General features: G+C 70.6%; 23 protein-coding genes. 12 read left to right on the forward strand and 11 right to left on the reverse strand.

Features of this window, described 5'->3' with window-relative positions; translation table 11 throughout:
- The first annotated feature begins 2 nt into the window (after positions 1 to 2).
- The 3 genes from LXT23_RS37790 (at position 3) to LXT23_RS37800 (ending at position 2,388) form a co-directional block, all read left to right on the forward strand.
- Positions 3 to 1,067, forward strand: coding sequence for a cysteine hydrolase family protein (locus tag LXT23_RS37790; RefSeq protein WP_253985281.1), 1,065 nt, complete (start codon positions 3 to 5; stop codon positions 1,065 to 1,067).
- 93 nt (positions 1,068 to 1,160) lie between these two features.
- On the forward strand, positions 1,161 to 1,967 hold the full coding sequence (locus tag LXT23_RS37795) for a hypothetical protein (protein ID WP_253985282.1): 807 nt from the start codon (positions 1,161 to 1,163) through the stop codon (positions 1,965 to 1,967).
- Positions 1,968 to 2,112: 145 nt separating this feature from the next.
- Positions 2,113 to 2,388 carry a hypothetical protein gene (locus LXT23_RS37800; protein WP_253985283.1) on the forward strand — a complete coding sequence of 92 codons (276 nt, stop codon included), beginning with the start codon at positions 2,113 to 2,115 and terminating at the stop codon, positions 2,386 to 2,388.
- Between the two features lie 130 nt (positions 2,389 to 2,518).
- Here LXT23_RS37800 and LXT23_RS37805 read toward each other — a convergent pair whose 3' ends face one another.
- Positions 2,519 to 5,215, reverse strand: coding sequence for a CARDB domain-containing protein (locus LXT23_RS37805; RefSeq protein WP_253985284.1), 2,697 nt, complete (start codon positions 5,213 to 5,215; stop codon positions 2,519 to 2,521).
- A gap of 195 nt (positions 5,216 to 5,410) precedes the next feature.
- Here LXT23_RS37805 and LXT23_RS37810 point away from each other — a divergent pair, with 195 nt between their 5' ends.
- On the forward strand, positions 5,411 to 6,604 hold the full coding sequence (locus LXT23_RS37810; protein WP_253985285.1) for a glycosyltransferase: 1,194 nt from the start codon (positions 5,411 to 5,413) through the stop codon (positions 6,602 to 6,604).
- On the opposite strand, the gene LXT23_RS50480 is transcribed toward LXT23_RS37810, so the two are convergent.
- The gene (locus LXT23_RS50480) at positions 6,535 to 7,779 is read right to left on the reverse strand and encodes a glycosyltransferase family 4 protein (protein ID WP_253985286.1); all 1,245 of its coding nucleotides are present in this window, start codon (positions 7,777 to 7,779) and stop codon (positions 6,535 to 6,537) included. The genes LXT23_RS37810 and LXT23_RS50480 overlap by 70 nt on opposite strands.
- Positions 7,780 to 7,894: 115 nt before the next feature.
- Here LXT23_RS50480 and LXT23_RS37820 point away from each other — a divergent pair, with 115 nt between their 5' ends.
- The 4 genes from LXT23_RS37820 to LXT23_RS37835 are packed head-to-tail and all read left to right on the forward strand — an operon-like array spanning position 7,895 to position 10,867.
- A complete protein-coding gene (locus LXT23_RS37820) occupies positions 7,895 to 8,812 on the forward strand; it encodes a hypothetical protein (RefSeq protein ID WP_253985287.1) in 918 nt (305 codons plus the stop codon).
- Entirely contained in the window at positions 8,809 to 9,471 is a 663-nt protein-coding gene (locus LXT23_RS37825) for a hypothetical protein (RefSeq protein ID WP_253985288.1), read from the forward strand. Before LXT23_RS37820 ends, LXT23_RS37825 begins: the two co-directional genes overlap by 4 nt.
- The gene (locus LXT23_RS37830; protein WP_253985289.1) at positions 9,468 to 9,857 is read left to right on the forward strand and encodes a hypothetical protein; all 390 of its coding nucleotides are present in this window, start codon (positions 9,468 to 9,470) and stop codon (positions 9,855 to 9,857) included. The genes LXT23_RS37825 and LXT23_RS37830 overlap by 4 nt, the downstream gene beginning before the upstream one ends.
- Positions 9,857 to 10,867, forward strand: coding sequence for a hypothetical protein (locus tag LXT23_RS37835; protein WP_253985290.1), 1,011 nt, complete (start codon positions 9,857 to 9,859; stop codon positions 10,865 to 10,867). Before LXT23_RS37830 ends, LXT23_RS37835 begins: the two co-directional genes overlap by 1 nt.
- On the opposite strand, the gene LXT23_RS37840 is transcribed toward LXT23_RS37835, so the two are convergent.
- Positions 10,857 to 11,240, reverse strand: coding sequence for a serine/threonine protein kinase (locus LXT23_RS37840; RefSeq protein ID WP_253985291.1), 384 nt, complete (start codon positions 11,238 to 11,240; stop codon positions 10,857 to 10,859). The genes LXT23_RS37835 and LXT23_RS37840 overlap by 11 nt on opposite strands.
- Before the next feature lie 261 nt (positions 11,241 to 11,501).
- Between LXT23_RS37840 and LXT23_RS37845 the strand changes: the two genes are divergently transcribed.
- On the forward strand, positions 11,502 to 12,971 hold the full coding sequence (locus LXT23_RS37845; protein ID WP_253985292.1) for a sensor histidine kinase: 1,470 nt from the start codon (positions 11,502 to 11,504) through the stop codon (positions 12,969 to 12,971).
- 134 nt (positions 12,972 to 13,105) lie between these two features.
- Positions 13,106 to 13,702, forward strand: coding sequence for a hypothetical protein (locus tag LXT23_RS37850; RefSeq protein WP_253985293.1), 597 nt, complete (start codon positions 13,106 to 13,108; stop codon positions 13,700 to 13,702).
- 12 nt (positions 13,703 to 13,714) lie between these two features.
- On the opposite strand, the gene LXT23_RS37855 is transcribed toward LXT23_RS37850, so the two are convergent.
- Entirely contained in the window at positions 13,715 to 14,809 is a 1,095-nt protein-coding gene (locus LXT23_RS37855; RefSeq protein WP_253985294.1) for a sensor histidine kinase, read from the reverse strand.
- 139 nt (positions 14,810 to 14,948) lie between these two features.
- Positions 14,949 to 15,572, reverse strand: a complete 624-nt coding sequence (locus tag LXT23_RS37860) for a hypothetical protein (RefSeq protein WP_253985295.1) — start codon at positions 15,570 to 15,572, stop codon at positions 14,949 to 14,951.
- A 29-nt stretch (positions 15,573 to 15,601) separates the two neighbouring features.
- Here LXT23_RS37860 and LXT23_RS37865 point away from each other — a divergent pair, with 29 nt between their 5' ends.
- The gene (locus tag LXT23_RS37865) at positions 15,602 to 16,570 is read left to right on the forward strand and encodes a LysR family transcriptional regulator (protein WP_253985296.1); all 969 of its coding nucleotides are present in this window, start codon (positions 15,602 to 15,604) and stop codon (positions 16,568 to 16,570) included.
- Here LXT23_RS37865 and LXT23_RS37870 read toward each other — a convergent pair.
- The 6 genes from LXT23_RS37870 to LXT23_RS37895 form a co-directional block, all read right to left on the reverse strand.
- The gene (locus tag LXT23_RS37870; RefSeq protein WP_253985297.1) at positions 16,509 to 16,877 is read right to left on the reverse strand and encodes a response regulator; all 369 of its coding nucleotides are present in this window, start codon (positions 16,875 to 16,877) and stop codon (positions 16,509 to 16,511) included. The genes LXT23_RS37865 and LXT23_RS37870 overlap by 62 nt on opposite strands.
- 54 nt (positions 16,878 to 16,931) lie before the next feature.
- On the reverse strand, positions 16,932 to 19,241 hold the full coding sequence (locus LXT23_RS37875) for a CapA family protein (protein ID WP_253985298.1): 2,310 nt from the start codon (positions 19,239 to 19,241) through the stop codon (positions 16,932 to 16,934).
- 237 nt (positions 19,242 to 19,478) lie between these two features.
- Positions 19,479 to 20,051 carry a GNAT family N-acetyltransferase gene (locus LXT23_RS37880; protein ID WP_253985299.1) on the reverse strand — a complete coding sequence of 191 codons (573 nt, stop codon included), beginning with the start codon at positions 20,049 to 20,051 and terminating at the stop codon, positions 19,479 to 19,481.
- A gap of 39 nt (positions 20,052 to 20,090) precedes the next feature.
- Positions 20,091 to 20,447, reverse strand: coding sequence for a DUF1778 domain-containing protein (locus LXT23_RS37885; RefSeq protein WP_253985300.1), 357 nt, complete (start codon positions 20,445 to 20,447; stop codon positions 20,091 to 20,093).
- Between the two features lie 186 nt (positions 20,448 to 20,633).
- Complete coding sequence (locus tag LXT23_RS37890) at positions 20,634 to 22,196, reverse strand: DUF2357 domain-containing protein (RefSeq protein ID WP_253985301.1); 1,563 nt, start codon at positions 22,194 to 22,196, stop codon at positions 20,634 to 20,636.
- A 4-nt stretch (positions 22,197 to 22,200) separates the two neighbouring features.
- Positions 22,201 to 24,480 (reverse strand): McrB family protein, encoded by a 2,280-nt coding sequence (locus LXT23_RS37895; protein ID WP_253985302.1) that lies wholly within the window; start codon positions 24,478 to 24,480, stop codon positions 22,201 to 22,203.
- 383 nt (positions 24,481 to 24,863) lie between these two features.
- On the opposite strand from LXT23_RS37895, the gene LXT23_RS37900 reads away from it, so the two are divergent.
- Positions 24,864 to 25,463 carry a tetratricopeptide repeat protein gene (locus LXT23_RS37900; RefSeq protein ID WP_253985303.1) on the forward strand — a complete coding sequence of 200 codons (600 nt, stop codon included), beginning with the start codon at positions 24,864 to 24,866 and terminating at the stop codon, positions 25,461 to 25,463.
- The last annotated feature ends 50 nt before the right edge of the window (positions 25,464 to 25,513 follow it).

The raw sequence follows: 25,513 nt of genomic DNA on the forward strand, positions 1-25,513 counted from the left end.
CGATGAAGACGCAAGTGAAGGAGCTGCCGCTTCCGGGGTTCTACCGGGCCGCCAATGCAGGGGAGTACGGCTACGGTGCGAATGCGGGGAAGCTGCAGGACGCGGCGGTGTCCTGGCGGGCGGCCAATGACATCTCCGTGGCGGCCACGGACAAGTTCAACCTGCACCTGCTGCTCATCGACGTGCAGAAGGACTTCTGCTTCCCCGAGGGCTCGCTCTACGTGGCGGGCCGCAGCGGGCGCGGGGCCGTGGACGACAGCCGCCGCATCGCCGAGTTCATCTACCGCAACCTCGGCGCGCTGACGAACGTCACCGCGACGCTCGACACGCACTTCTCGCATCAGATCTTCTTCCCGTCCTTCTGGGTGGACCAGGACGACAAGCCGCTGACGCCGTACCGCGAGGTGACGCGCGAGCAGATTGAGCGCGGGCAGGCGCGGCCGAACCCCGCGATGGCGAAGTGGCTGTGCGGGGGCAACTACCCGTGGCTCCTGAAGCAGGTGAAGTATTACTGCGAGGAGCTGGAGCGGGCGGGGAAGTACACGCTGTACCTGTGGCCGCCGCACTGCCTGCTCGGCAGCGACGGGCACGCGCTGGCGGGCGTGGTGCAGGAGGCGCGGCTGTTCCACTCGTTCACCCGCGGCATGCAGTCGTGGGCGGAGGTGAAGGGCGGCAACCCGCTGACGGAGAACTACTCGGTGATGCGGCCGGAGGTGCTGTCGCGGCATGACGGGCAGCCGCTGGCGCAGCGGAACACGCAGTTCCTGAAGACGCTGCTGACGGCGGACGCGGTGGTGATTGCCGGCCAGGCGGCGAGCCACTGCGTGAAGAGCTCCATCGACGACCTGCTGGGAGAGATTGTCGCGCAGGACGCGGCGCTGGCTCGCAAGGTGTACCTGCTCACGGACTGCATGTCCGCGGTGACGGTGCCGGACGGGAAGGGCGGCTTCGCGGCGGACTTCACCCCGCAGGCGGATGCGGCGCTGAAGCGCTTCGCGGACGCGGGCATGCACCTGGTGCGGTCCACGGACCCGCTGGCGAGCTGGCCGGACCTGCGCATCGCGTGAGGTGACTGCGGGCAATCGGAGTCAGGACCTGCTCCCTCGCGGGGGCGGGAACGGCGGAGCCATGCCCTCGGGACGAGGGAAGGAGCAAGGGACATGAGCAGCAAGGCGAATGGTGGGAACGGTGGTGGCATCCAGAAGCTCTTCGAGGATGCACATGCGGAGGGCACGCTGAGCCCGGCGGGGTTGCAGGCGCTGACGGTGGTGGACCTGGGGGCGCAGATCCAGGCAGGGCTCGGCGTGCGAGTGGAGGACGTGCAGGCCAGCGAGGTGGTGCTGGTGACGGTGATGCCGGATGACTCGGGGAGCATCTCCAGCGCTGGGCACGAAAAGACGGTGTGCGAGGGGCACAACCTGGTGCTCGACGCGCTGATGGCGAGCAAGCAGCAGGACGGGGTGCTGTTCCACACGCGTTACCTGAACGGGAATGTGCTCAACCCGTTCCGGCCGCTGGAGGACGTGGTGCGGATGCACTCGGGGAACTACCGGGCGGACCAGGGCACGCCGCTGTATGACCAGACGGTGGTGCTGCTGGGCACGGTGCTGGCGAAGGCGCAGGAGTTCAGCAGCAACGGCGTGCCGGTGCGCACGGTGACGCTGCTGATTACGGATGGCGCGGACATGCACTCGCAGAAGGCGAGGGCGAGGGACGTGGCGGCGCTGGTGAAGGACCTGCAACGGGCGGAGAACCACATCGTCGCGGCGATGGGGATTGATGACGGGAGCACCGACTTCCGCCGCGTGTTCCGGGAGATGGGCATCGAGGACAAGTGGATTCTCACGCCGGGGCAGAGCGCGCAGGAGATTCGCGCTGCGTTCCAGGTGTTCAGCCAGAGCGCGGTGCGGGTGAGTCAGGGCGCCGCGAGCTTCAGCCGCACGGCGCTGGGTGGATTCGGGCGGTGAGGGGCGGGTGAACGGGTTACCCTGGGGGCGTGGACGACTACCTCGTGCGCAACATCCTGGATGCAGTGACCGTCCTGGACAGGGCCTACATGGAGCACTGGGCTCGGGAACTCGGAGTGGAGTCCCTGCTGGGGAAGGTGAAGCGATGAATGACACCCTCCCGCGTGCCGAAGCGCTCGTCCGGACGCTGCTGCTCCGGCGCTCCGGGGAAGAGCGCCTCAAGATGGGGGCGGACATGTTTTCCGCCTCTCGCGCTCTCATCGCCGCATCAATGCGGGAGGAAGGGCTGGTGCCGGGCTCGGTCGAATGGAAGCTTCGGTTGCTCGACAGGACCTACGGTCCGGAGGTCTCGCCTGCTCAGCGCCAGCGCCTGCTCGACCGTTGGCGCACGGAATCCAGGGGAACGGACTCCTCCCGCTAGCTCGCGAACGGAGCGGTGCGGATGCTTGGCCAGCTTGCGGCCCGGGCGCGCTGCTGACGCGGGGAAACGACGAAGCCCGGAGCGCCATCCTCGGCACTCCGGGCTCCGGTCCTGCTCGGTTCCGCTTCGCTCAGTGCACGCGGGCGGGCGGCAGGTTGGACGGGGCCAGCTGTCCCGACTTGAGCTGCGCGGTGGAGGGGCAGACCAGCGCCTTCATGTCCTCAGCCCGGCGGCCCAGGTCGTCGAGCACCCGCGTCGACCGCGTCACCGGGTCCGTCACCGTGGTGCCCTTGAGGTACGGCGACAGCGCCGCCACCCGGCCCGCCGCGCGCGGCGCGACGTGGACGAACTCCGTCTGCGTCTCACCGGCATGGCACCCGCTGCACGTGTTGATGGAGAACTTGTGCCGCGCCTGCGTCGACACGCCCGGCGCCCGCCAGAAGAAGTCCAGCGGCGTGCGCGCCATGGCCCCCAGGAACGGCGTCCCGCCCATGCTGTCCGGCACCGTGTGCCGCTCCTCGACGATGGCCGCAGAGTTCTGCTGGATGTAGCTGGCCAGCGCCGCCGTGTTCTCGTGGTGCATCGCCGGCGTCAGCTTCACCGTGGCCGGCACCAGCCCCTGCGCCGTGAGGTTGAACTCACGCATCTCCCACGGCTCGGCCAGCGCGATTTCGTTGGTGCGAATCTGGTTCAGCGCGCTGCCCTGGTGGCGGCCCGTCATCACTCCCGCCTTCGCGAACCGGTCCGTCAGCGCCTGCAGCTTCGCGTTGTAGTCCCGGTGCCCCACCTTCAGCCTGCCCAGCTCGTGCCAGTCGTCCGCCCAGCGCTGGATGTCCGCCGCCGTGCCGCCGGGCAGCGCGTACTCCAGGATGAGGGTGAACTCGAGCGGCGCCCCGCTCGCATCCAGCACGCCGAAGACGAAGCGGCCCTCTCCGGCGTGGGCGCCCGGCTGACGCAGGTCGATGCGGTTGACGATGGCCAGCAGCCGGAACGGCGCCTTGCTGAAGTCCAGCGGCCTGGACGCTCCACCACTGCGCGTCTCCCAGGGCCCCAGCACCTGCGTCTGCATCTCCTGCCGCGCCGGCAGCTGCAGCCCGTTCACCACCTGCTTCGCCGTCCACGTCTTCAGCCACGCACGCACCATCGGCGACGGGTCCTGGCCGCCGGCCATCGCCTTCATCAGCGTGCCGAAGTGCCACGCACCGCCGGGCGCCGTGCGCACCGGGTCCTCCACCACCGACAGCGCCGTCACCATCAGCTCGCTCGGCCGGTCGATGGTGCACGTGGTGGACGAGCACGCATAGTTGGACTCGCAGCCGTTGGCCTGGTTCCCATCGCAGTCGTACCAGCCCGGCTCGCAGCTGTTGCCGCACGTCGCCGCCGTGCACACGCCCTGGGCGTACGGGCCGCTTTGGCAGGTGTTGCCGCAGGCGCCGCAGTTCTCCTCGTCGTTGGTCAGGTTCACCTCGCAGCCGTTGCTGGAGTTGCCGTCACAGTCCGCCGTGCCCGCCGGGCAGCGAATCTCGTACGCGGGGCCCTCGGTGCAGGTGGACTCGTTGCCCAGCACGTCGCGCACCGCCACGAAGATGCGGTGGCTGTCACCCGCGCTGAACGGCATGGTCGCGCTGAAGCGGCCCTCCGCGTCCGCGAACACCGTCTTCGCCGGGAAGCCCGTGCAGGCGACGTCGATGAAGATGCCCACCTCGACGCCCGGCTCCGCGGTGCCCGTCACCGTCACCAGGCGGCCGGTGCTGGTGTACTGCCACTTCACGTCGGTGATGACTGGCGCGGGCGGCGGGGTGCTGTCGTTCTGGTAGTCCAGCGGGTTGGAGCAGTCGGACGTCGTCTCGCCGTAGTAGCCGCTCGTGTCCGTCGTCTTCGCCCACGCGGACACCGTCTTCTTCGCGTCCTTCGCCACGCTCGCCTGATACGAGAAGGTGCCCGTGCTGTCGGTGGTGAGCACCTTGACGGGCTCGCCCTGGCACGTCGCGTTCTCGAAGATTTCCACGGTGACGCGCGGGTCGGCGCGGCCGTCGAAGATGGGCGTCAGGCTCTTGCCCGGCGAGCCGGGCCGGGTGGCCAGCAGCACGGGCGTCATCAGCTCGCCGCCGCCCGAGCCGCCGCCATACGGGTAGTCCATCGTCGGGCTGCAGCTGGAGCCGTTGCCCGCGGTGTCATAGACGCGGACGGAGTATGTGTCGCTCGAGGTGCTCGTGGGCACGCTGATGGGGACCTCGCAGTACGCGCCATGGTCCACCTGCTGCTGCGCCACCTCGCGGCCGGTACAGCCCGGGCCGCTGTAGACGCGCACCGTGGCGCCGGCTTCCGTCTCCAGGGAGAGGTTCCGGCTCGTCCCTTGCGTGGTCCACGAGGGCGCCGGCGTCTGGGGCGCGGTCCGGTCCACGCGGAGGAAGGCACCCGCGTTGACGTTGTTGTTCTCGTTGCCCTCCCGCACCCGGTTGCTCGGGTCCACCTCTGCGGCCAGCGCGTAGCTGCCCTCGGGCATGGCCGGCGCGGAGACCGTGGCGCTCACGTCGGCGCAGTCGCCCGCCTCCAGCGTGGTCCGCGTGCTCGTCGTCAGCAGCCGGTCCGTTCCATCGAGGACGCGGTCGGTGGACAGGTAGAAGGAGACGTCCGCCAGGCCGTCGCCGGTGCCCGTGTTGCAGACGCGGGCCTGCACCTTCCGCGAGCCCGAGCCCAGCTCCGAGGGTCCCGTCACGGACTCCAGCCGGAAGTCCGGGGTGCCGGAGCCCGGCCCGGGCTCATCGGGATAGGAGGGAGGCTCGTTGTCCCAGTCCGGCTCGCCGTCGGGGTGAGGCTCGATCACACAGCCTACGAGGGTTCCCGCGAGCGTGAGTGCCCACCAGCGCCTTGCGTGCATGAGAGTTGCCTTGGGGAGCCAGGGGAGATCCGGCCTTGGGGGTGCTGCGGTGGCTCCGCCGTCTGCCTGGACGAAGGCGCGCGCCGCTTATTCACGACATTCCACGGATGCAACCCCACCCGGTGTAGGTTTCCGGCGCCCATGGCCACCCACCCGCGTGTCCTCCTCCTCGCCGAGCGCTTCCCTCCGGACATAGGAGGGCTCGCGCGCAGCGGTGCGAGGACGGCGGGTTCGCTGGTGAAGCTGGGGGCCCAGGTGGACGTGGTCGCGTGGACCCGGAGGTCGGCCCCGGGGGCCCTGCAGACGGTGTCGGACGCGGGCGAGGTGACGCCCTTCGCCCGGGGCGTCAAGCTGCACCGCCTGGGCCTGTTCGGCAGCACGGACCTGTCCATGCAGCACACTCTGGACGTGCTCGGGTACCTGCATGCGAAGCGGAAGTACGACCTGGTGTGGGGTCACTACCTGTCCCCGCCCGGATTCCTCGCCGTGGTGTTCGCCGAGTCCGCCGGCATCGCCTCCACCGTCAGTGCTCGCGGCAATGACGTGGATCAGCTCATGTTCCCTCCCGGCGACTTCGCCCGGCTGCTGTGGACGCTCCAGCGCGCGGACGTGCTCACCGCCGCGTCGGCGGACCTGGGTCGGAAGATGGCGGTGCTGCTCGGGATGGACCCGGGCGTGGAGGTCATCCCCAACGCGGTGGACACCGGCGTCTTCTCTCCCGGCCCCGCGGACCCGGCGCTGCGTGCGCGGCTGGGCATCGCGGACGGGGAGGTGGTGCTCGGCTTCTCCGGCGAGCTGCGCCACAAGAAGGGGCTGCCGTTCCTGCTCTCCGCGCTCACGGAAGTACGGCAGTCACGTCCCGCGTGCCTGCTCGTCATCGGAGAGGTGAGGCCGCGCGACGCCGAGCACCTCGTCGCCTTCCGCGCGGAGCACCCGGAGGACGCCGCGCGCATCCTCATCTCCGGGCCGCTCGACACGCCCGAGGCCATCGCCGCGCACCTGCGTGTCTGTGATGTCTATCTCCAGCCGTCGCTGTGGGAGGGCATGCCCAATGCCTTGCTGGAGGCCATGGCGTGCGCCCGTCCTGTCGTCGCCAGTGATGCGGGAGGGATTCCCGAGGCCGTCGACCACGGGCGCAATGGCTTCATCGTGCCCAAGGCCCTGCTGAATCATCTGGGGCAGGCGTGTCTGGATGTGCTGTCGCTTCCTCCCGAGCACCGCGCCGCGCTCGGCACCGCCGCGCGCCAGCGCATCGAGGAGCGGTTTCAGGGCGAGGCGGAGGCCGAGGTGCTCCGACGGGTGCTGGCTCGCGCCATCCCGAAGCTCTCCTCGTAGGCGCCCACCAGGGACGCCTGCGCACGGCCCCACGGAAAGTCCCGCTCCACCCGGGCCCGGGCCCGGGCACTCAGCGCGGGGCCCAGCGTCGCGTCGGCTCGCAGGGCCTTCACCGCCTCGACAATCGCCTTCGCCGAGCCCGGCCGTATCAGCATCACCTCGTCCGGCCCCGCGAGGGTGCGCACCACGGGGAGGTTGCTCGCCACCACCGGAGTGCCAGTCGCCATCGCCTCCAGCAGCTTCAGCGGGCAGCAGCCCTGCACGCAGTTGCGGTCGTTCACCGGCAGCGGCACCAGCACCACGTCACAGTCATGGTGCAGCTTCGCCAGCTCCGCTTGCGGCAGGGGCTCGCGCAGCTCCACCGCGCCCTCCAGCAGCAGGTCTCCGCAGCGGTCCAGCAGGGCCCTCCGGCCATTCCTGCGCAGCGGTCCCACCAGCGTCAGCACCGTGGGCAGCTCACGCCGCAGCAGCCGGCACGCCTCGATGGCGTGGTGCACACCCTGCCAGGACGTCATCGTCCCGCTGTACAGCAGCCGTACCGGCCGCCCTGGCTCAGGGGCTCGCGGCGGCGCGTAGCGGAACACCTCCAGGTCCACGCCGTTCGGAATCACCCGCACGCGCCCCGCGTCCGCTCCTCGCTTCACGAGGTACTCCGCCGTCACCTCGCTCGGCGTCACCAGCAGGTCCGCGCGCGCAATGCACAGGTCCTCCTGGGCTACCAGCTTGCGCAGCAGCTCCGCGTCGTCCGCCACGTCCGGGTGGTGGTACTTCAGCTCGATGGACGGCAGCCCGTTCACCTCGAACACCAGCGCGTCCGTCAGCGCCTCCTTCCTCCGGGCCATCGGGTAGCCCTCGAAGATGGAGCGCACGTGCACCACCGCCGCCCTCGGCCTTCCCCGCCACCACGCTGCCAGGTGCGAGCGGAAGGACAGCGCCTGTTCCACCAGGTCCCGTCCCCGCGCCTCCATCGGGTGGTACGTCACCCCTTCCGCGAGTCCGTGGGGGCCGGTGCTCGCGGTGCTGCCGTCGCGCAGGGCGAGCAGGTCCACTCCGCCGAACGCCGTGCCCAGCGCCTCCACGAAGGCCCGGATGTGTACCGCCGCCCCCTTGGGCGCGGGGAAGCGGTCGAACGATGCGTAGACGATGCCGGTGCCGGACGGGGTGGGGGAGGACACGTCTGTCTTGCTACCGCGCCTCGGTCGGAGCCTGCAAACGCAGGGGTTTGACCCCCATGGCGCGCGGCCCTTACGCTCGCCCTCGTTCTGTCGCTCCGAGGGGGAGCTTCCCGCCGTGGCTTTCGACTTCGACCGCGTCCGCTCCGAGCGCTTCTACCGCAGCACTGCGCCCGTGGCCGAGGTGATGGCCGACCTCGACAGGCTTCGTCACCTCGACACGGAGGCGAAGAAGGCACGGGCGGCGTGGAAGGACCGTTCCTTCACTCTTGCGTTCGCCGGCCCCGGTCTCCTGGTCGTCTCGCTCGTGCTCTACGTGTCGAAGCCCGGCATCGTGGCTGGGACGGGGCTGACCCTGGGTGGGGTGCTCATCTTCGGCCTGTTCCTCAGCCTCTTCCGGGTGCTGCGGCTCAAGATGGTGGACCTGGAGGAGCGGCGCTACGCGCTGGCCCTGCGCGTGCTCCAGCGGCTGAGCGAGGACATCGGCCCGGACGAGCCCGTGACGCTGGAGCTGGACCTCCATCTCACGATGGACGCCCGGAACCGGACGGCCCGGGGCACGTCAGGCGCTTGGAAGACAGAGCACTTCGTCAACCGATGGCTGTCCTTCCAGGCCCGGCTGCGCGATGGCACGCACCTGCGGCTGGGCATGGAGCAGCGGGCGCAGCACCGGGTCCGTGAGCGGCGCAACCCGCGGGGCCGGCTCAAGATAAAGCGCAAGAACAAGGGCACGGCGCTCATCGACGTGCAGCTGCGGGTGAAGCCGGAGCGCCACCCGGGGCTCGCCCGGCTCGGTCAGGACGCGCGGAAGGTGGTGAAGCTGCCTCCGGGCGTGGCGCTCGCGCGGCTGGAGGTGACGGACGACCGCCTGTCCCTGCGCAGCCGTATGGAGGACGGCTGGGAGGCGAAGCCGCGCATGCGGAACGCGTCGCTGGACGCACCGCGCACCGTCGTGATGATGCTGCTCAGTCTCTACCAGGTGCTCAACTACTCTACCGCCCTGCGCAAGCGGGAAGCGGCGAGGGCGACTTCATGATGGCCCGTCTGCTCCTCCTCTCCCTCGTGGTGCTCACGGGCGCCGCCGGGTGCTCGCGCCAGGAAGGCTCCGAGGCCTCCCGCGCGAAGCCGGCCACCGCCACCGCGAGCGCCGAGGTCGAAGTCCCCGGCAAGCTGAAGTTCAAGGACGCGGACGACCGCGTGCGCTTCTCCCTCGAGCCGAAGGACGACGGCGCAAAGCTGGTGGACGGCGAGGACCGCGAGCTGGCGCGCTACAAGTGGAAGGGGTCATCGCTCAAGGTCTCCGGCCCGGACGATGCCGTGCTCGGCTACGTCGTCCTCTCCGCGGGCGGGGCGCTCACCGTGCGGGACGCCGAGCAGCGCCAGATTCTCTTCACCTTCGCGCGCCAGGGCCCGGGCTGGCGCCTCAATGACGCGAAGGGCGCGCTCCTCTACACGGTGTCGCCGGACGACGAGGGCGCCACCATCCAGGATGCCTCCGGCGCCGAGGTGGCCCGCGTGAAGGTGCGCGAGGGCAAGGTGTCCCTGCGCGACGCGGGAGGCCGCACGCTGCTCGCCACGAAGTCGCTGGTGCGCGCCGATGCCGCCGCCACCCTCGCCTTCGAGAAGCTGGCCCTGCCGCTGCGCGTGGCGCTGCTCTTCCAGCTCCAGTCCCCTCCCAGCCCGCCTACGCCATGAGACCCGAACGGACTCCCACCGGCTTCTGCCAGGACGAGGGCGGCTTCCTCTTCCCGCACCCGTGCGGCCGGCCCGCCTCCGCGAGCTGCATGCGCTGCGGGAAGCTCGTCTGTGGCAGGCACCTCAGCACCGTGGACGCGGAGCTCGTCTGCTCCACGTGCGCCCGCGAGGACTCGGACGACGACTCCGAGGACGAGACGCAGACGTCGGCCCGGGAGGACGAGGACGACCCGAGCTACTACTACGAGGACTACGGCTACTACGGCCCCGGCTCCTCGCTGGGTGGGGACAAGGGCCACGACCCGAACGACTTCACCGAGGCAGACGGCGAGAGCCTCCGCCACGAGGATGACGCCTCCTTCGAGGAGGACCTGGGCGGGAGCTGATGACCGGGCTTCGCTGGCTCGTCTACGCGCTCGGCGGTGGGATGGGGCACCTCACCCGTGCCGGTGCGCTCGCCCGCATGGCCGCGCGCCAGGGCCATGCCGTCACGGTGCTCACCAACAGCCCGTTCGCCCCGGGCCTCCCGCTGGAGGACGTGCTGGGACCCGGCGTCTGGGTGGAGCGGCTGGGCGCGGCGCTGGACAAGCGCGCTGTGAGTGCGGCCGTGGCGCGGTGGCTCCAGGATGCGCGCCCGGACGTGCTCGTCGTGGACACGTTCCCGCGAGGGCTGGGCGGAGAGCTGGCGCCGCTGCTGCCCGGGCTTCGCGCGCGGAAGGTGCTCGTCCACCGGGACCTGAATCCCACGTACGTGGAGCGGTTCGGCCTCGCTCACGCGGTGGAGGCCTTCGACCTGCTGCTGGTGCCGGGGGAGGACGCGCCCTTCGCGAGCCATCCGCGCGCGGTGCGGACCGCGCCCTGGCTGCTGTTGGAGGCCGGGGAGTTGCTGCCTCGTGAGGAGGCCCGCATGCGGCTGGGCGTCGCGGAGGCGGACGCGCGGCCGGTGGTGGCGGTGATGGGGTGTGGCACGCCCGCGGAGGTGGACGAGGCGGGGGCCATTGCTTCACGCCTCCAGGCGAGGCTGGGAGACGCGGCCCGCGTGCGGTGGCTGGTGCCTCCAGGGGGCTCGGGTTCGCTGGGGGCGCTCGGCGTGAGGGTGTGGCCCGCGCTGGCCGTGCTCCCGGGGGTGGACGTGCTGGTGGGCGCGGGCGGGTACAACACCGTCCAGGAGGCGCGTGCGACGGGGACACCCTTCGTCGCCCTGGCGCGCTCGCGGCTCTACGACCGGCAGGCCCTGCGGCTTCGGCCGGACGAGCTCGCCGGCAGTGTGGAGGCGCTGGAGGCGCGGGCCGAGGTGCTCGCGCGCTCCCGTCCTGCGCGTGGGGCCGGGCCCTCCGGCTCCTCCGGCACCCGGGACGCGGTGGCGCTCATCGAGCGCCTCCCGCTCAGTGCTTGAGGTCCTTGTGTCCCGGCGCCGGGTCGATGCCGTGCGCCATGACGAAGTGGTAGAGCACCTGCGGGTCTTCCTTCGGCCCGCCCATCAGCTCCACCAGGTAGTGCCCCTGGGCAGCGGTGTCCGGGTCGGGGACGACGTTGACCTCCGTCACCTCGCGGCCGGCCATCACCAGCTCGCCCACCAGCATCTTGCCCTTGAGCACCTGGACGATGTGCTGGCGCTCCTCTTCCAGCAGCGCCCAGTGGAAGTCGTCGTGGTCGTAGAGCATCGCGTCGACAGAGCCACACCGCAGGACGCAGTGGGTGTGTTCCTGGAGCCAGCGCCAGAAGCCATCGAATTTGAGGGTGCGTTGTTGCTGGGGGAGCATGTCCATGGAGACCTCGCACGTGGCCCAGGGCGCTTGCCTGCCACGTCTGCCCTCCCTAGCACGGTCGGACGCGGGAGGGGCTGGCGGCGTGCGCAGAACCTCACGTCGGGCCTGCTCGCTGTCCAGTCCGCGAATCCCCCGCGTGGCGGGCTTGTTCCTCCAGTCAGGAAGGGGGCGCAGTCCCGTATCGCCCCGGGTTCCGGGAGGACCGCGCGTGAGAGTTCCGTTCAGTGGCGACACCTGTCGGATGCCTCATGGGGAGGCCGCATGAGCCTGCGCTCCTGGCTCGCGGCCACCATGGGTGTGCTGGCGTTCCTCACGCTGGCGGCCGCCACCTCGCTCGTCGCGCTGACGAGCGTGATGAAGCGCTCGGCCGACACGCTGGCCAGCTCCGTGGAAGGCGTCCGGCTCGCCGAGGAGGTCGAGGTCGGCCTGCTCGCCCATGCCCGGCTGGTCAGGGAAGGGCTGACCTCGGTGCCCATGGGCACGGGCCGTGCCACGCGTGGGGAGCTCGAAGCCTCCGTGGGGCCCCAGCTCGAGGAGCTGCGGCGCATCGCCGCGACGGAGCACGAGCGGGTCCTGCTGGGCGAGGTGATGGAGCACGTCTCGGACTACTTCGCCGTGCAGCAGGGCCCGTCGCGGGGCCGGGCGGCCAACGTCGGGCCTCCGCTCGAGGCCGCGCTGAACGGGCTGGAGCAGGTCATCGAAATCAACGTGAGCGAGGCCCGCGTCGCGCGGGAGGCGGCCGAGCGGTGGAACGGCGTGGCCGACACCGTGGGCCTGGTGCTGGGCGCGCTGGTGCTGCTGGGCGTGGTGGCCGTCACCCTGCTGCTGCGGCGCATCGCGCTCCAGCCGCTGCGGGACATCAGCCAGGCGATGCGCCGGTTCGGCTCCGGGCGCAAGCGCACCCGCGCGCCCGAGGCCGGGCCCGCGGAGCTGCGCGACATGGCGCGCACCTTCAACGAGATGGCCAACAGCCTGGCGCACCAGCAGGAGCAACAGCTCTCCTTCCTGGCCGGTGTGGCGCACGAGCTGCGCAACCCGCTGTCCGCGCTGAAGCTGTCCACCGCGCTGTCGGACCGGAGCCGTGCGTCGCTCACGCCGGAACGCATGGAGCGGACGCTGGCGCTGGTGGGGCGGCAGGTGGAGCGGCTGGACCGGATGGTGGGGGACCTGCTGGATTCCACACGCATCGAGGCGGGCAAGCTGGAGCTCCAGCTGGAGGTGCGCGATGCGTGCGACCTGGCCCGCGAGGTGGTGGAACTGTACCGCTCTGGCGACAGCGGGCATGTGCTGCAGCTGTCCCTGCCGGAGACGCCCGTGCTGGTGCGCGCGGACCCGGCGCGGCTGGAGCAGGTGCTGCACAACCTGGTCAGCAACGCGCTGAAGTACTCACCGGCGGGCAGCCGTGTGGATGTGGCCGTGCGCCGTGAGAAGGGGGAGGCGTTCCTGTCGGTGACGGACCAGGGCATCGGCATCTCCGAGGAGGAGCTGCACCTGCTCTTCGTGCCGTTCCGGCGCACCGGCAATGCGCGCCAGCGGGCTCCGGGCGTGGGGCTGGGGTTGTCGGTGGCCCGCCGCATCGTCGAGGCGCATGGGGGCCGCATCGAGGTGGCCAGCAAGCCCGGCGCGGGCTCGGTGTTCAACGTGGTGCTCGCGCTGGCCGCCGTGGAGGCGCGGCGCCCCGAGGAGGCGGAGCCGTCCAGCCCGATGCCTCCGGCGGGCACGCTGCACTGAGGGTTGCCCGTGATGGGCTCCCCCGCCTCCCGGCGCCCAAGCGTTGCCTGCCGCGCGTCGGCCCGGAGAGGCAGGATGCGTCCAGGCGGGCCCGGAAGTACCTTCCGGGCCACACCATGGGAGTTCGCCGGAACATGAAGACCCTGCGCCGAGTCGCGCCGCTCGCAGCCCTCCTGTCCCTGGGGGCGTGTGCCTCCCGCCAGCAGGTGCCGCCCACCACCCCCGCTCCCGCGCCCTCCCAGGCCGCGGCCTCTGTCGTCCAGTCCACGGAAGGCGGCTTCTCCGTCGCCATCCCCGGTCCTGTCAGCGAGGAGCGCCGCTCCCAGGCCACCGAGGTCGGCGAGGTGACACTCCACACCTTCATCGCCGTCCGTCCCGAGGCCGACACCGCCTACTACGTCTCCTACACGGACTTCCCCGCCGCCGCGGTGTCCCAGGCCGACCCGCGCGATGTCGTCGCCCGCGCCAGCCACGGCGCCCTGGAGGCACTGGGCGCCACCGGCCTCTCCTCGCGCCCCCTCATGCTCGAGGGCTTCCCCGGCTGGGAGGTCGAGGGCGTCTCCGGCCCCCGCCACCTGCGCGGCCGCTTCTTCCTCGTGGGCCCGCGCCTCTACCAGCAGCTGCTCCTCCACCCCGAGGGCAAGCCGCCCCAGGACGCCGAGCGCTTCTTCGAGTCCTTCCGCCTGGACCCGCGGGTCACCGCCATGCTCACCGGCGCGCGCCGCTCCTGAGGCGCCGCTCCGTCAGGGCGGGTGCGGCGGCAGGCGCACCGTGAAGGTCGTCCCCGTCTCCTCCGAGGAGCTCACCGCGAGCCCTCCGCCATGTGCCCGCACGATTTCGTGCGCGATGTAGAGCCCCAGCCCCAGCCCGCGCCGCCCCGACCGCTGCGTGCCCTGGCGGAAGGGCTCGAAGAGGTGCGCGCGCAGCTCCGGCGGAATCGCCGTGCCCTCGTTGTGGACCTCCAGCACGGCGGTGGTGCCCTCCGCGCGCAGCGTCACCGTCACCGGCGTGCCCTCGGGGCTGTGCTGGAGCGCGTTGCCCACCAGGTTGGACACCACCTGCGTCAGCCGATGCCGGTCCCACCGCCCCGGAGGCAGCGGCGCCAGCTGGCTGCGCAGCTCGCGTGCGGGCCAGGCCACCTCCAGCTCCTCCACCACCTCCTGGCAGAGCGCCTCCAGCCGTGTGGGCACCGGCTCCAGCAGGAAGCCGTCTCCCAGCCGCACCCGCGTGAAGTCCAGCAGGTCCCCAATCATCCGCTCCATGCCCGCCGCACTCCGGGCGATGCGCGCCACCATGCGGCCCTGGCGCTCGTCCAGCGTGCCCGCGTGCAGCAGCGCGTTGGCCCCCGCGAGGATGGCGCTCAGCGGGTTGCGCAGGTCATGGCTCACCACCCCGAGAAAGTGCTCCCGGAAGCGGGAGGTCCGCTCGCGTGCCTCCTCCGCCTGGTAGCGCTCGGTGACGTCCAGCACCGTGCTGACGTAGCCGGCCACGCCGCCGTCCGGGCGCAGGTGCGGCACATACGTGGCGTTGATGCAGCGGGTGCCGCCGCTGTAGGGCACCGGCCGCTCGAAGTGGACGCGCTGGCCGGCCAGCGCCACGTGCACCGCGGGCCGCAGCAGCTCGTAGGCCGCGTCTCCGACGACTTCGCGGACGGAGCGGCCGAGCAGCGCGTCGCGCGGGTGGCTGAACCACGCCGCGTAGGCCGTGTTGGCGTAGAGGTAGCGCTCCCCCGAGTCCACGTACGCCAGCATCACCGGCGCCGCGTCCGCCACCACGCGCAGCCGCTGCGCGAAGGTGTGAAGGTCCTCTTCGGGCAGCGGAGGGAAGGGAGGCCGCAACACATACCGGTCGTAGTACGCCCACCCACGCGCCGCTCACGGCCGGGCCCGTGCGTCTGAATCCCGACGCTCCGGACGTCCGCCACGCGTCAGTTCCACCCGCCTTCCAGGCGATGGACCGGGACGAGGGGTGGGCGGCTCACGCCGCGCGCAACAGCGGCAGGCCCGCGCGAAGGCGCGCGACGATGCGCGGCTCCGAGAGGCTTCCGGCGTCGTCGAACAGGGAGGCGTCGAAGACCCGGCGGCGCTCCTCGTCATTCATGCCGCCCAGCGCGGCCAGCCGTGCCGTCAGCGGCCCCTGCGCGGAGATGACGTTGCTCAGCGAGACAGCCGCCTCTGCCGTCAGGCCCCCCAGCACCTGGAAGGAGTGTCCCTTCTCCAGCACGCACCGCGCGGTGAGGCTCCCCCTCACACCACACACCTGGTTGTTGAAGGAATTGCCATACACATCACCCGCCACCACCGCGTCCCCGAGCACGAGGACCTTCCCCAGCGTGAGCAGCGTGCCCGCGCGCAGGGAGCCGGTGACGACGAGGCTCGTGTGCTCCGGGTTGACGAGGAGGCCGTCGACATGGAGGTCGCCGAGGATGATGCACGAGTCGTCCTGCTCGAAGGCGGGCAGGTGGAGGGGGCCCGGGACGACGGAGTCACCGGCGGAACGCGGCCCGAGGTAGTCCTCGAACTCGGCCGGGATGCGGGCATTGAGGGCGGCGGCTTCGTCGGCGGACAACGGGCGCGGGGAGGGCAGGCTCATGGCTCGCATGATGGCTCCTGAGCTATGGAATCACCTCCATGAATCTTTCCGCCGTGGACCTCAACCTCTTCCTCGTCCTCCACGCGGTGCTGGAGACGGGCAGCGCCACGGGGGCGGCCCGGCAGCTCCATGTCACCCAGTCCGCCGTGAGCAACGCGCTGGCGCGGCTGCGGGACGTGCTGGGAGACCCGCTCCTGGTGCGCAGCGGACGGGGCCTGGTGCCCACGCCCCGGTGCGAGGCGCTGCGCCCGCTCATCACCTCCGCGGTGATGCAGCTCCAGGCCGCGGTGGAGGGCCAGCGCTTCGACCCCGAGGAGAGCACCCGGCAGTTCACGCTGTCGTGCGGCGACAACCAGGACATCTGCGACCTGCCGCTCATCGTCGAGGCCTTCTCCCGGCGCATGCCCCGGGCCCGGCTGCGCGTGGTGAGCATCGACTATGTCGTCGCCAACGATGGGCTCGTGACGGGCGACGTGGACGTGGCGCTGGCGCCCCAGCAGGTGGCCGCGCGCGAGGGCTTCCACTTCGAGCCGCTCTACCTGGACGCGCTGGCCTTCGTCGTCCGGAAGGACCACCCCCGCATCCGCGGGACGACGCTGACAAAGGAGTCCTTCGCCGCCGCCCAGCACGTGGACATGAACGTCGCGCAGGGACGCCCGGGCGTGGGGCATCGCATCTTCGAGCAGTTCATGAAGGAGCACGGGCTCGAGCGGCACGTCGCGCTCGTCGTCTCGCACTTCGTCGCCGCTGGCACCGCCGCCAGCCGGACGGACTATGTGGCCGGGATGCCCGGACGGACGGCGGACGCCCTGTGCGCCATGCTGCCGCTGAAGCGGCTGGAGCTGACTCCCAATCCGGGCCCCATGGTCATGGCGCTCATCTGGCACGAGCGCACCCACGCCGACCCCGGCTCCCGCTGCTTCCGCGAGCTGGTCATCGACACGCTCAGGGACGGCAGTGTGCCGCGACGGCCGCCAGCAGCTCGTCCATCTCGAAGGGCTTCTTGATGATGGTCCGCACGCCCTCGAAGAGGGCGCGCCCGCTGGCGGTGACGAGGATGACCGGCAGCGCCGCCAGCTCGGGCTGCTTGCGCAGGTGCCCCACCAGCTCCTCGCCGTCCATGACGGGCATCATCAAATCCAGAAGGATGATGCACGGCCGCAGCGGAGGCTGCTGGCTCAGCAGCTCCAGCGCCTCCCGGCCGTTGTCGGCCTGCACCACCGTGTAGCCCTCGAAGGACAGGATGTCCTGGACGGCCTCCCGGATGTCCGGGTCGTCGTCCACCACGAGGACGGGATGCGAAGCGGGGCTCACGCCGCCATTCTCGTGGGAATGACGGGAATGGGAAGCGGAATCCCGGAGAGTGTCTCAGGGCACCCGATGCTCACGGAACGTGACTCGCAGGGTGTAGCCACCCGAGGCCGCCTCCACCCGGACGAAGTCACGGGCATGCGGAGTGTCCAGCCGCAGGGTGGCGCCCTGGCCGTCGCGCTCCCAGGCCACCACCGCGAAGTCGTCCAGTGCGGACAGGCCGTCCCCCCTGGCGGGTGGGGCGCTGCGCAGCGACAGCTGGAGTGCCCACGGCGCGTTGTAGAGGTCCGGCCGTGCCGGCTCCTGGGGGAAGCGCAGGTCCGTGGACACCTGCGTCCAGTCGAACGTGCCGCCGGGATGACGCAGGGCCTCCTGCTCGCCGAAGCTGTGGGAGTACTGGATGGGTTGGTACTGGACGACCACGCGGAAGGCGCCGGCGCCCTTGCCCTTCAGCCAGCCCACCAGTGTCAGCTCCTTGCGGGGCCTGCCCTCGGCGAAGCCGGGCAGGCGGAGCCGGTTGTGCAGGTCCACCACCGCCTCCCCGCGGTCCCCCGCGCCTCGCGACTGGCAGAGCGCCGCGGCGCCCCGGTGCGGCGTGTCCTGGCACACGAAGCCGGCGCCGCCCTCCAGCTCCCAGCGCACGGCCTCGTTGGCGTCGGGGTCCACGTCGTGGTCCTCGAAGTCGCCGTGCAGCAGCACGTCCCTTCCGGCGCGCAGCCGCTTTGCCGTGGCGCGCTGGCCGCCCGCGCCCAGCAGCTCCGCCGCCGCCAGGGACTCGCCCTCGCGGCGCAAGGCGCGCAGGTCCACCGTCGCCGCGCCGCTCGCGTCCACCGTCACGGGGACCTCCACCGTGCGCTCGGACACGGCCGCCTCGTCGCCCTCCGACAGCAGCTCCCCGGACGCGAGGTGCGGGACGAGCGTCACGCCGCCCTCGCGGGACAGCTCGGAGAGGTTGCGCAGCGTGCCTTCCGCCAGCTCGCCGGTGACGGGGCGGGGGCGGTAGTCCTCGAGGTAGACGGGCAGGGCCCTGGCGCGCGACACGGTGGCGCCGTTCATCTCGACTTCGGCGAGCAGGCCCACCATGGTCTCCAGCCGGTCCTGGTCGAACGCGAAGTTGCCCAGGGACTGCGCCACCAGCACGCCCTTGTAGCGGAGGAAGCCCTGGGGCGTGTGCGGGTGGTGGGCGATGACGAGCTTCGCGCCCTGGTCCACGACGTTGCGCAGCTGCCAGGCCGTGAAGCTCGCGGGCCGCTCGCTGTACTCGACGCCCGTGTGCAGCAGGGCAATGGGGACGCGCCCCGCGTCGCGCTCCCCGTTGAGCGCCGAGGCCACACGGCCGGTGTCCCGCAGGTCCGCGGCGCCGCCCTGGGTGGGGCCGGCCACGTAGTCGTGCTCGTGCTCACTGCCGGCGATGGAGCACATGGACACGAAGCTGTAGTCCGCTCCGGCCAGGCTCGTTCGCCACGGGCGGAAGGCCTCTTCCGGCGTGCGCCCCGCGCCGCTGTACGACAGCCCCGCCGCGGTGACGTGGCGGAGCGTGTCCTCCAGCCCCGAGGCCAGGTAGTCGTAGACGTGGTTGTTGCCCATGCTGACGTAGTCGGCGCCCAGCCAGCGCAGCGCCGGCAGTGAGCCGGGGAGGGTGAAGAAGGCGAAGTCCTTCGAGCCGTGCGGCGTGCCCGGCCTGTCCGTGACAGGTGTCTCCAGGTTCAGGGCGCGGAACTCCGCCGCCTGGAAGAAAGGCCGCACGTGGGTGAAGACCTCCTTCGTGCCGGGCAGCGGGTCGGACGCTTGGATGAGGGCGTCCGGGTGGTCCTTCGGCAGCTGGTTGCGGGGCGTCTGCTCCGACGGGTCCAGGAAGCGGCGGCCCAGGGACACGTCTCCGCTGAAGAGCATCCGCACGCCGCCGTCCTTCGGTGTCAGCCGCAGCGAGGGCAGCGTCACGTGTGTCTCGGACAGCCCGCGGCGCAGCTCCACGGCGACCACGGACGGACGGAAGCCCTCCGCCTCCACCTGGAGGAGTGCGTTGTGCCGCGCGAGCACGGGGAAGCGGAAGCGTCCGTTCGCGCCGGTGCGCACGGTGGTGTCTCCCAGCTTCACGGTGGCGCTGGAGACGGGGGCGCCCGAGGTGGAGAGGACCGTGCCCTCCAGCGCAATGCCGGTACAGGCATAGGCGCGGCGGGCCTGGCGCTCGGCGTCCGGCAGCGGAGCGGAGTCACCCGCGGGCTCGGGCGCGCAGGTGGTGAGGACGGGGGGCGGCTCGGGCTGCGGTTGGGGCCCTGGGCCCGGATGGGGTGGCGGGCCTGGATTGGGAGTCGGAGTCGGGCCCGGGTCGGGCGTGGGCCCGGGGCCCTCGTCGGGCACCCCCACGGGTGGGCCCCGCGGGTCGGGCTCCTGCCCCGCTGGCGGCTCGCTCGTGCAGGAAACCAGACACAGCGCCACAGCTCCGGCGGGCAGCCACCGATGCCACATCCCGTCCCCCTCCCTCGCACGCCTGACTCGTACCCAGGTTGGGGGCGCAGCCGGGCGGGTGCCAGGGAGGAGGTGTCACGTCGGGCTGGTCGCCTGCTCTCCGGTCAACCTGCGGAGAAGCCTGGACATGGCCTGCTACGGCGAGGTGCCCGCGTAGGAAGCCCGTAGGGTGGCCATCGTCACGTAGAAGCGTTGGGGCCACTTGTTGGCGTTCGTCTCTGACCGGATGAGTGGCGCGTAGCCCTTGTCTTCATAGAAGGCAGCGGCGTGCTCGTTCTTGGCATCGACAATGACCAGGAGTCCGCCAATGTCCGCGTTGATGCGCAGGGCCCTGCGGTGGGCATCGTCAAGGAGGTGCTCGCCGATGCCCATGCCCTTGCAGCGCTCGTCACGTGCAAGGCGTCCGATGAGGATTGCGCGGATGGGATAGTCTGGCAGCCGCTTCGTGACGGGCGAGGGCAGGGTGCTGCGCTCCACCTGGGTAGTGGCGAGTGTGTAGAAGCCGAGCACGGACGGCAGGTCCGGCCTGTCGACAGGGCGGCGGAGCACCCAGGTGCGGCTCTCCTCGCGGCGTGCCTGCTGGGTGGCGTACTTCTGGAAGTATTGGTTGAGGGCTTCCTGCTCGCACCGGAAGCCGCTGGCGGCGTCCTCGCTCGTGATGGCGGTCAGGGCGGGAAAGACGATGGTGGCAGTGGCGGGAGTCTTCATGACAACGACTCCTTGTTTTCTGCGTGCCCCCGGAAGACGTCAGCGAGACTTGCGCTTCGCCAGGGCGCGCAGGCGGGGCGAGGGCGTGGCCGGCTTCTCGAGCTCGCCCACGACCCGGTCGAAGTCGCTATCGGGGAGCACGATGCGGCCCTCATCCCGTGCGTTCCATTCCAGGCGTGTGAGAGAGGGCGAGCTGTACTCGGAGAAGACGTGGTGCTTCTCGTCGACAAAGGCGATGCGTCGCCCCTGGCGGGCTTCGAGCACGGCCTTGGCGAAGATGCCCAGGGCTTCCTTGATGACTTCAGTGTTGTCGATCTGGAGCACGGCTCGGAGTTGCTCAAGCTGGGTCTCATAGGGCGCTGGGAGCATCGCCTGGAGGCGGTATGAGGTGGTCATCTGGGGCAACTCCCTGGGTGGAGTTCGAACTCTGGTCGCACTGAATTACTGCTCCATATGGAGCCTATGCTTACTGAGAATCTACTTACTATCTACTAATGGCGCAGTGATTTGCAACTCAGCGGACGCTGGCTGCGGCCGGGAAAACGCTCCCAGGCAACAAGGGCATGGCTGCCTGCTCGTGGCTCAGGTGACCTTCAGCGCGTCGCAGACCCGGTCACCCAGCGTCGAGGCCGACACCGCGCCGGGAGTCGCCTGCACCAGCCCGAAGCCGTACTCGCCGATGAAGCCGGGGTCCGCCCAGGGGCGAACCTCCTCCAGCACACTGGGAACCACCATGAGGGCGGAGCCGCACCGTCCCCCGAACTCCGGCCAGAGGAGTGAGTCCCGGTAGAGATGCGCGCTGGTCAGCGCCTGTGAGAGCGCGGTCCGTGAGACGCGATACTTCGCGTCGAGCACCATCCACCGAGCATCCCCTTCGCGGGGCGCCCAGGTCACCACCAGGTCGGGCCGGCGCTCCATGCTGAGGCTCCAGCGCGTAGCCGAGCCTCGTGCGAAGTAGCTCCTGAACGTGGCATTGAAGTACAGCCCGAGCGTTCCCTCCGGCAGGTCCATCCAGGCCGACACGCCATCGGTGCCCAACGCGGCACCACTCTCCAGCGCGTGAAGTCCCCGCCACTTCATCGGTGCCTGGGGAAAGCGTGCCTGGAGGCCGCGGGCCAGCGTCAGCAGCGTCCACAGTTCATAAAGCTCGTAGCTCGGGCGGACCGGGGCACCTTGCGGCCCCTGGGCCAGTTGGAAGCGGGGCGAGAGCATCAGGCGTCCGAGGCGGTGGACGCGCGCGTACGCGGGGTCGTCCTGCACGGCCAGGACCGCGGCCTCTCCCGGAGGCTCCGCGACGAGCTTCCCAAAGGCGCCCTGGCTCACGACGGCGCGGAGGGAGCGCGCGGCATTCCGGCAGCGCTCCGCGCGGCGCTGGCACCAGACCGGCGCGTCTGTCACCACCTCCTGGGCCCGGGCATGCGTGTCGAGCCGCTCGGCGAGGAGGTCGAAGCGCCGCGTCACCTCCCGGACGAGGTAGCGCACATACCGGTTCACCGGATGGTCGATGGAGACCTCGCCGCGGGTTCGTGGGACGAACGGCTCCCGCATTCCCGGGCGGGAGTCGAGGACGGCGCTGGCCGCAAGCGGGTGGGAGGCGAGCCAGCGCACCGTGTCCCGCTGGGCCCGGCGGACGGCGCGGGGCCTGACTTCCTCATGCTGCTCCGTCAGGGTCTCCCGTGGAGCTGAAACGACCTGCCTGACGGCCGCCTGCAGGTGACTCACGAGCGGCAGCAGGGCCAGTGCCAGGAAGGGGGCGCTCGCGCCCTGAGCGCCCACCGCGCCTCCCAGGCCTCCCTCGAGGCCCGTCGTGAGGGCCGGGAGCCACTGCTCCAGGTCGCTCAGGAGCCGCAGCCACTGCTCCTCACCCAGCTTGTCGCGCCGGGGGATGACCTCGACCTGGAGCTCCACCACCTGCGAGGCGATGCGCTTGAGCTCCAGCGTCTGTTTCGCCAGGCCCCAGTGGCGGACGTCGAGCAGGAAGGTGTTGGCGGCCACCGCGCGGGGAAGCTCATGTCCTCCGAAGCGCACCCATTCCACCTGCTCGGTGGCTGCCAGGACGAGCTCGTACCGGCGCGCCTCCTCCAGCCGGAAGGCGCCACCCACCTGCTCCACGACGATGTCCGAGCCCTCGAGTCGCAGCTGCATCGGCTCAGGCCCAGAACTTCACGATGCCCAGCTCTTCCAGCATCGTCTTCATCCCCAGGAGCTTGGCCGAACACCGTGTCAGGCCCCGCTCCTGACACAGCTGCAGGGCCTTGCCGAGCGCTGTCTCCAGCGCGGCGCTCCGCTCTCCGCGCAGGCGTGGGAGGACCTTGGAGAAGAGGGCCTGGTCCAGGAGCGCACTCGGGCTCACCCCCGAAACGGAGGTGCCCACGAACGCGAGCACCTCGCCTGCCGTGCGGTAGCCGAAGTGTCGCCGGATGGGTCGAAGCAGCTCGTTCAAGGTCAGGAGGACCTGCTCGGCCTCCTCGTTCCGTTTCGTCTGTCGCTTGAAGAAGTCCGGCAGGTTCACCTCCCAGAACTCGAGCGTGAAGGCGCGGTCGAGCACCTTGTCCGAGAACGGGTAGGTCGTCTCGTCCATGTTCACCGTGCCGGCGATGAACAGGTTCCTCGGCCAGCGGAGGCGGGGCGGCACGCCGTTGACGTCCTCGTCGTTGGCGTGGAGCACCAGGTCCTCGCCGCTCTCCATCGCGGACAGCAGCGGCGCGAAGTAGCGCTCGACGCGCGCCAGGTTCATCTCGTCCAGCAGGAGGAAGTACGGGCGCGACGGGTCGCGGGACGCGGCGATGAGCAGCCGCGTCGCCGCCTCGGACTGGTAGGTGGGGTCCTCGTGCAGCGGATTGTAGTAACCGAGCAGGCCCGCCGGGTCGCTCCAGTCCGGAGACACGGGCACGAGCGCCATGTGGTCGCGCGGGTCCAGCTTCAGGTGCTTGCAGTAGAGCTCCGCGTAGCTCTTCACCACCTTCGTCTTTCCCGTCCCCGAGAGGCCGGAGAGGAGGACGAAGCGCTTCTGCTCATTGCAGTGCCACGCCAGGTGCAACGCGGCGAGCTGCGGGCGGTCCACGACGAGGGCCGCAGTGCTGGCGTCAGACTCGAACGCGGTGAGCAACTGCTCGAGGTCCGGCCACTGCGGCGCATTGGCGGCGACAGGTGCGGGCGTCGTGACGGGTGACTCCAGCTCTTCTTCCTGTGCTGGCACCGAGGGAATGGGGAGCGGAAGCTCGTCGGGGAGTCGCTTGTGCCACAGCTCGCCGGATGCGGTGAGGTAGAGCAGGCCGTTGAGGTCGCGGTCGACCAGTCGCAGGTCTCGCAGCCACGCCACCGCGAAGGAGGCCGCCTGGTCCGCCGTCCATCCCGAGTAGAGCTTCCGGACCCGGGAGATGACCTCCGCAGAGGGCAGGGGACTGGCGGAGAGGATTCGGAGCAGGTGTGCCATCGGAAAGACACGCACGAGCAGCAGCTCGCTGAGGGCATCGGGCTCAGCGCTCTCGAGGAGCTCGGTGCCCTTCTCCGTGGGGACGAGCACCCCGTCCTTCAGCTCGATGAGCCCGCAGGACTTGGCGTTGCTGACGATGCCTCGCAGCGTCTTCTCCGCGAGCGCGGAGTAGGTGGGGTCGGCCCGGAGCATCTGCACGAGCTCCTTCGGTTCCGCTCCCGCGAGCGAGTTCTTGACGATGTCGCGGAAGAACGCAGACAGGCCCTTGATGGCGGCGAGGCCCCTGAACTGCTTGGGGCCGGGCCACAGGACCAGCGGCGCTGTCTCGAAGGCTTCGGGCAGGCGCACGTTCGTGTTCGTGACGCCTCCGCCGGCCGCCAGGGTGGCGTACTGCTCGTGGAGCCACCAGCAGAAGGTGGAGCGCTGGACGTGGTCGGCGAGGCTCCTCTCCGGGCCGAGCGCGTCCCTCAACCTCGCCCGGGCGAGCACATGCCGGCCCATGCGGCCCGCGTCCGGGTTCAGGTCCAGCAGGGTGGCGACGTTCTTCTCCGCCGTGAAGTTGAAGACGCAATGCAGCTCGCCCGGAAGCAGCGCGGCGAAGGCGCGCCCCAGCCGGGCCTGGGGACGGCTCTTGGAAAGGCGAGGATGGACCAGCTCGAGGATGCGGTCGAACTCGGCCTGGACCTGGTTGGCCCGCTCCCTGGGGTCCGTGGACCAGGTTCGCGTCTTGAGCGACACCAGGGCATGGACGACCTGCCTGTCGGCGTAGGCCCCGTCCACGTTCACGGCCTCTCCGGGGCCGACGGGCGTGATGTCCCGGGCGCGCCACAGCTCCTCCTGCCGTGCGGGGGCTGCCAGCTCGGACGTGCTGAGGTTGGCGATTCGCTGGAGGAAGGCGCCGTACTTCTTGCGCCACTCTTCCCATTCCGGGACTCGAGAGGCCTTGAGGAAGAGCTCTCGAAGTTGGTCATCGGTCAGCTTCGGGGAGGGCATGAAGCAGGCTCCAGGAACCGTCGCATCCGACAGACTCAGGAGCGATGCCGGGAGCATAATGCAAAGCCGTCTGTCTATCGGCCTGGGAGGATGATGACCCAGCCCCTGAGTGCATGGCTTCGAGGCCTTCCTGCCGAATCCGCGACGACGAAAGCGCCACCCTGTTGCCGAAGTAGCGTTCGCATGACGGGCCTCAGGGAGTGAAGCCTGACTGGACCTCACCTCACGGAGCAGCGGCCCACCGCGCATCGTCGAACGATCACCCCTGGCTTTGGTACCCGCCAGGATGACAGTCGAGCCGGAGGAGGCAGGCTTTGCCCGTGTCCAGCCCGGTGGGCTCGCTGCTACGGGTGGGCGGACGCGCACGCGGATAGAATCGTGGGATGACTGCTCGCTCCCTGCTGCTCCTCGTCGCACTCGTCCCCTTCGTTGCCTCGGCCCAGGCGCCGAAGCCGCGCACCTACGACATCATCATCGTCGGTGGCGGGAAGACGGAGGCGGAAGCCCAGGCCACGTTGGACGCGCTCAAGTCGAAGGTGCTCTGGGTGCGGCTGACGGCGGGAAGCTGGAACTACCCCGGGGTGAAGAAGTCGGACGACTACCCCGGCCTCAACAAGGGGCTGTACGTCGCCGTGCTCGGACTGTGTGCCCGTGGCGGTGACACGAACGGCAAGGCGCTGGTGAAGGCGGTGAAGGCGCACGCGCCCGGCACGTACTCCAAGAGCGTGAAGGGCCAGTACGGAGACCCGTGCCCGCCCATCGGCGCGTTCAACCCGCCGGACGCCGAGGAGAAGGCGCTCCTGGAGCGCATCGCGAAGGAGTCGAAGTCAGCAGCGGCGCATGTCGCGTACGGCCAGGCCCTCAAGGAGCAGGGACGCCTGGAGGAGGCCCGCATCGTCGTCGACGAGGCGGTGGAGCTGGACCCGAATCACCAGGAGGCGAAGGACCTGGCCCAGCTGCTGATGGTGCTGCTGACGGACTGAGGGCCCGGGTGTATTGAGACTCGCCTTTGCGACGCCGGTGGCGGAAGCTG

The sequence above is a fragment of the Pyxidicoccus xibeiensis genome, assembly GCF_024198175.1.
Classification (GTDB): Bacteria; Myxococcota; Myxococcia; order Myxococcales; family Myxococcaceae; genus Myxococcus; species Myxococcus xibeiensis.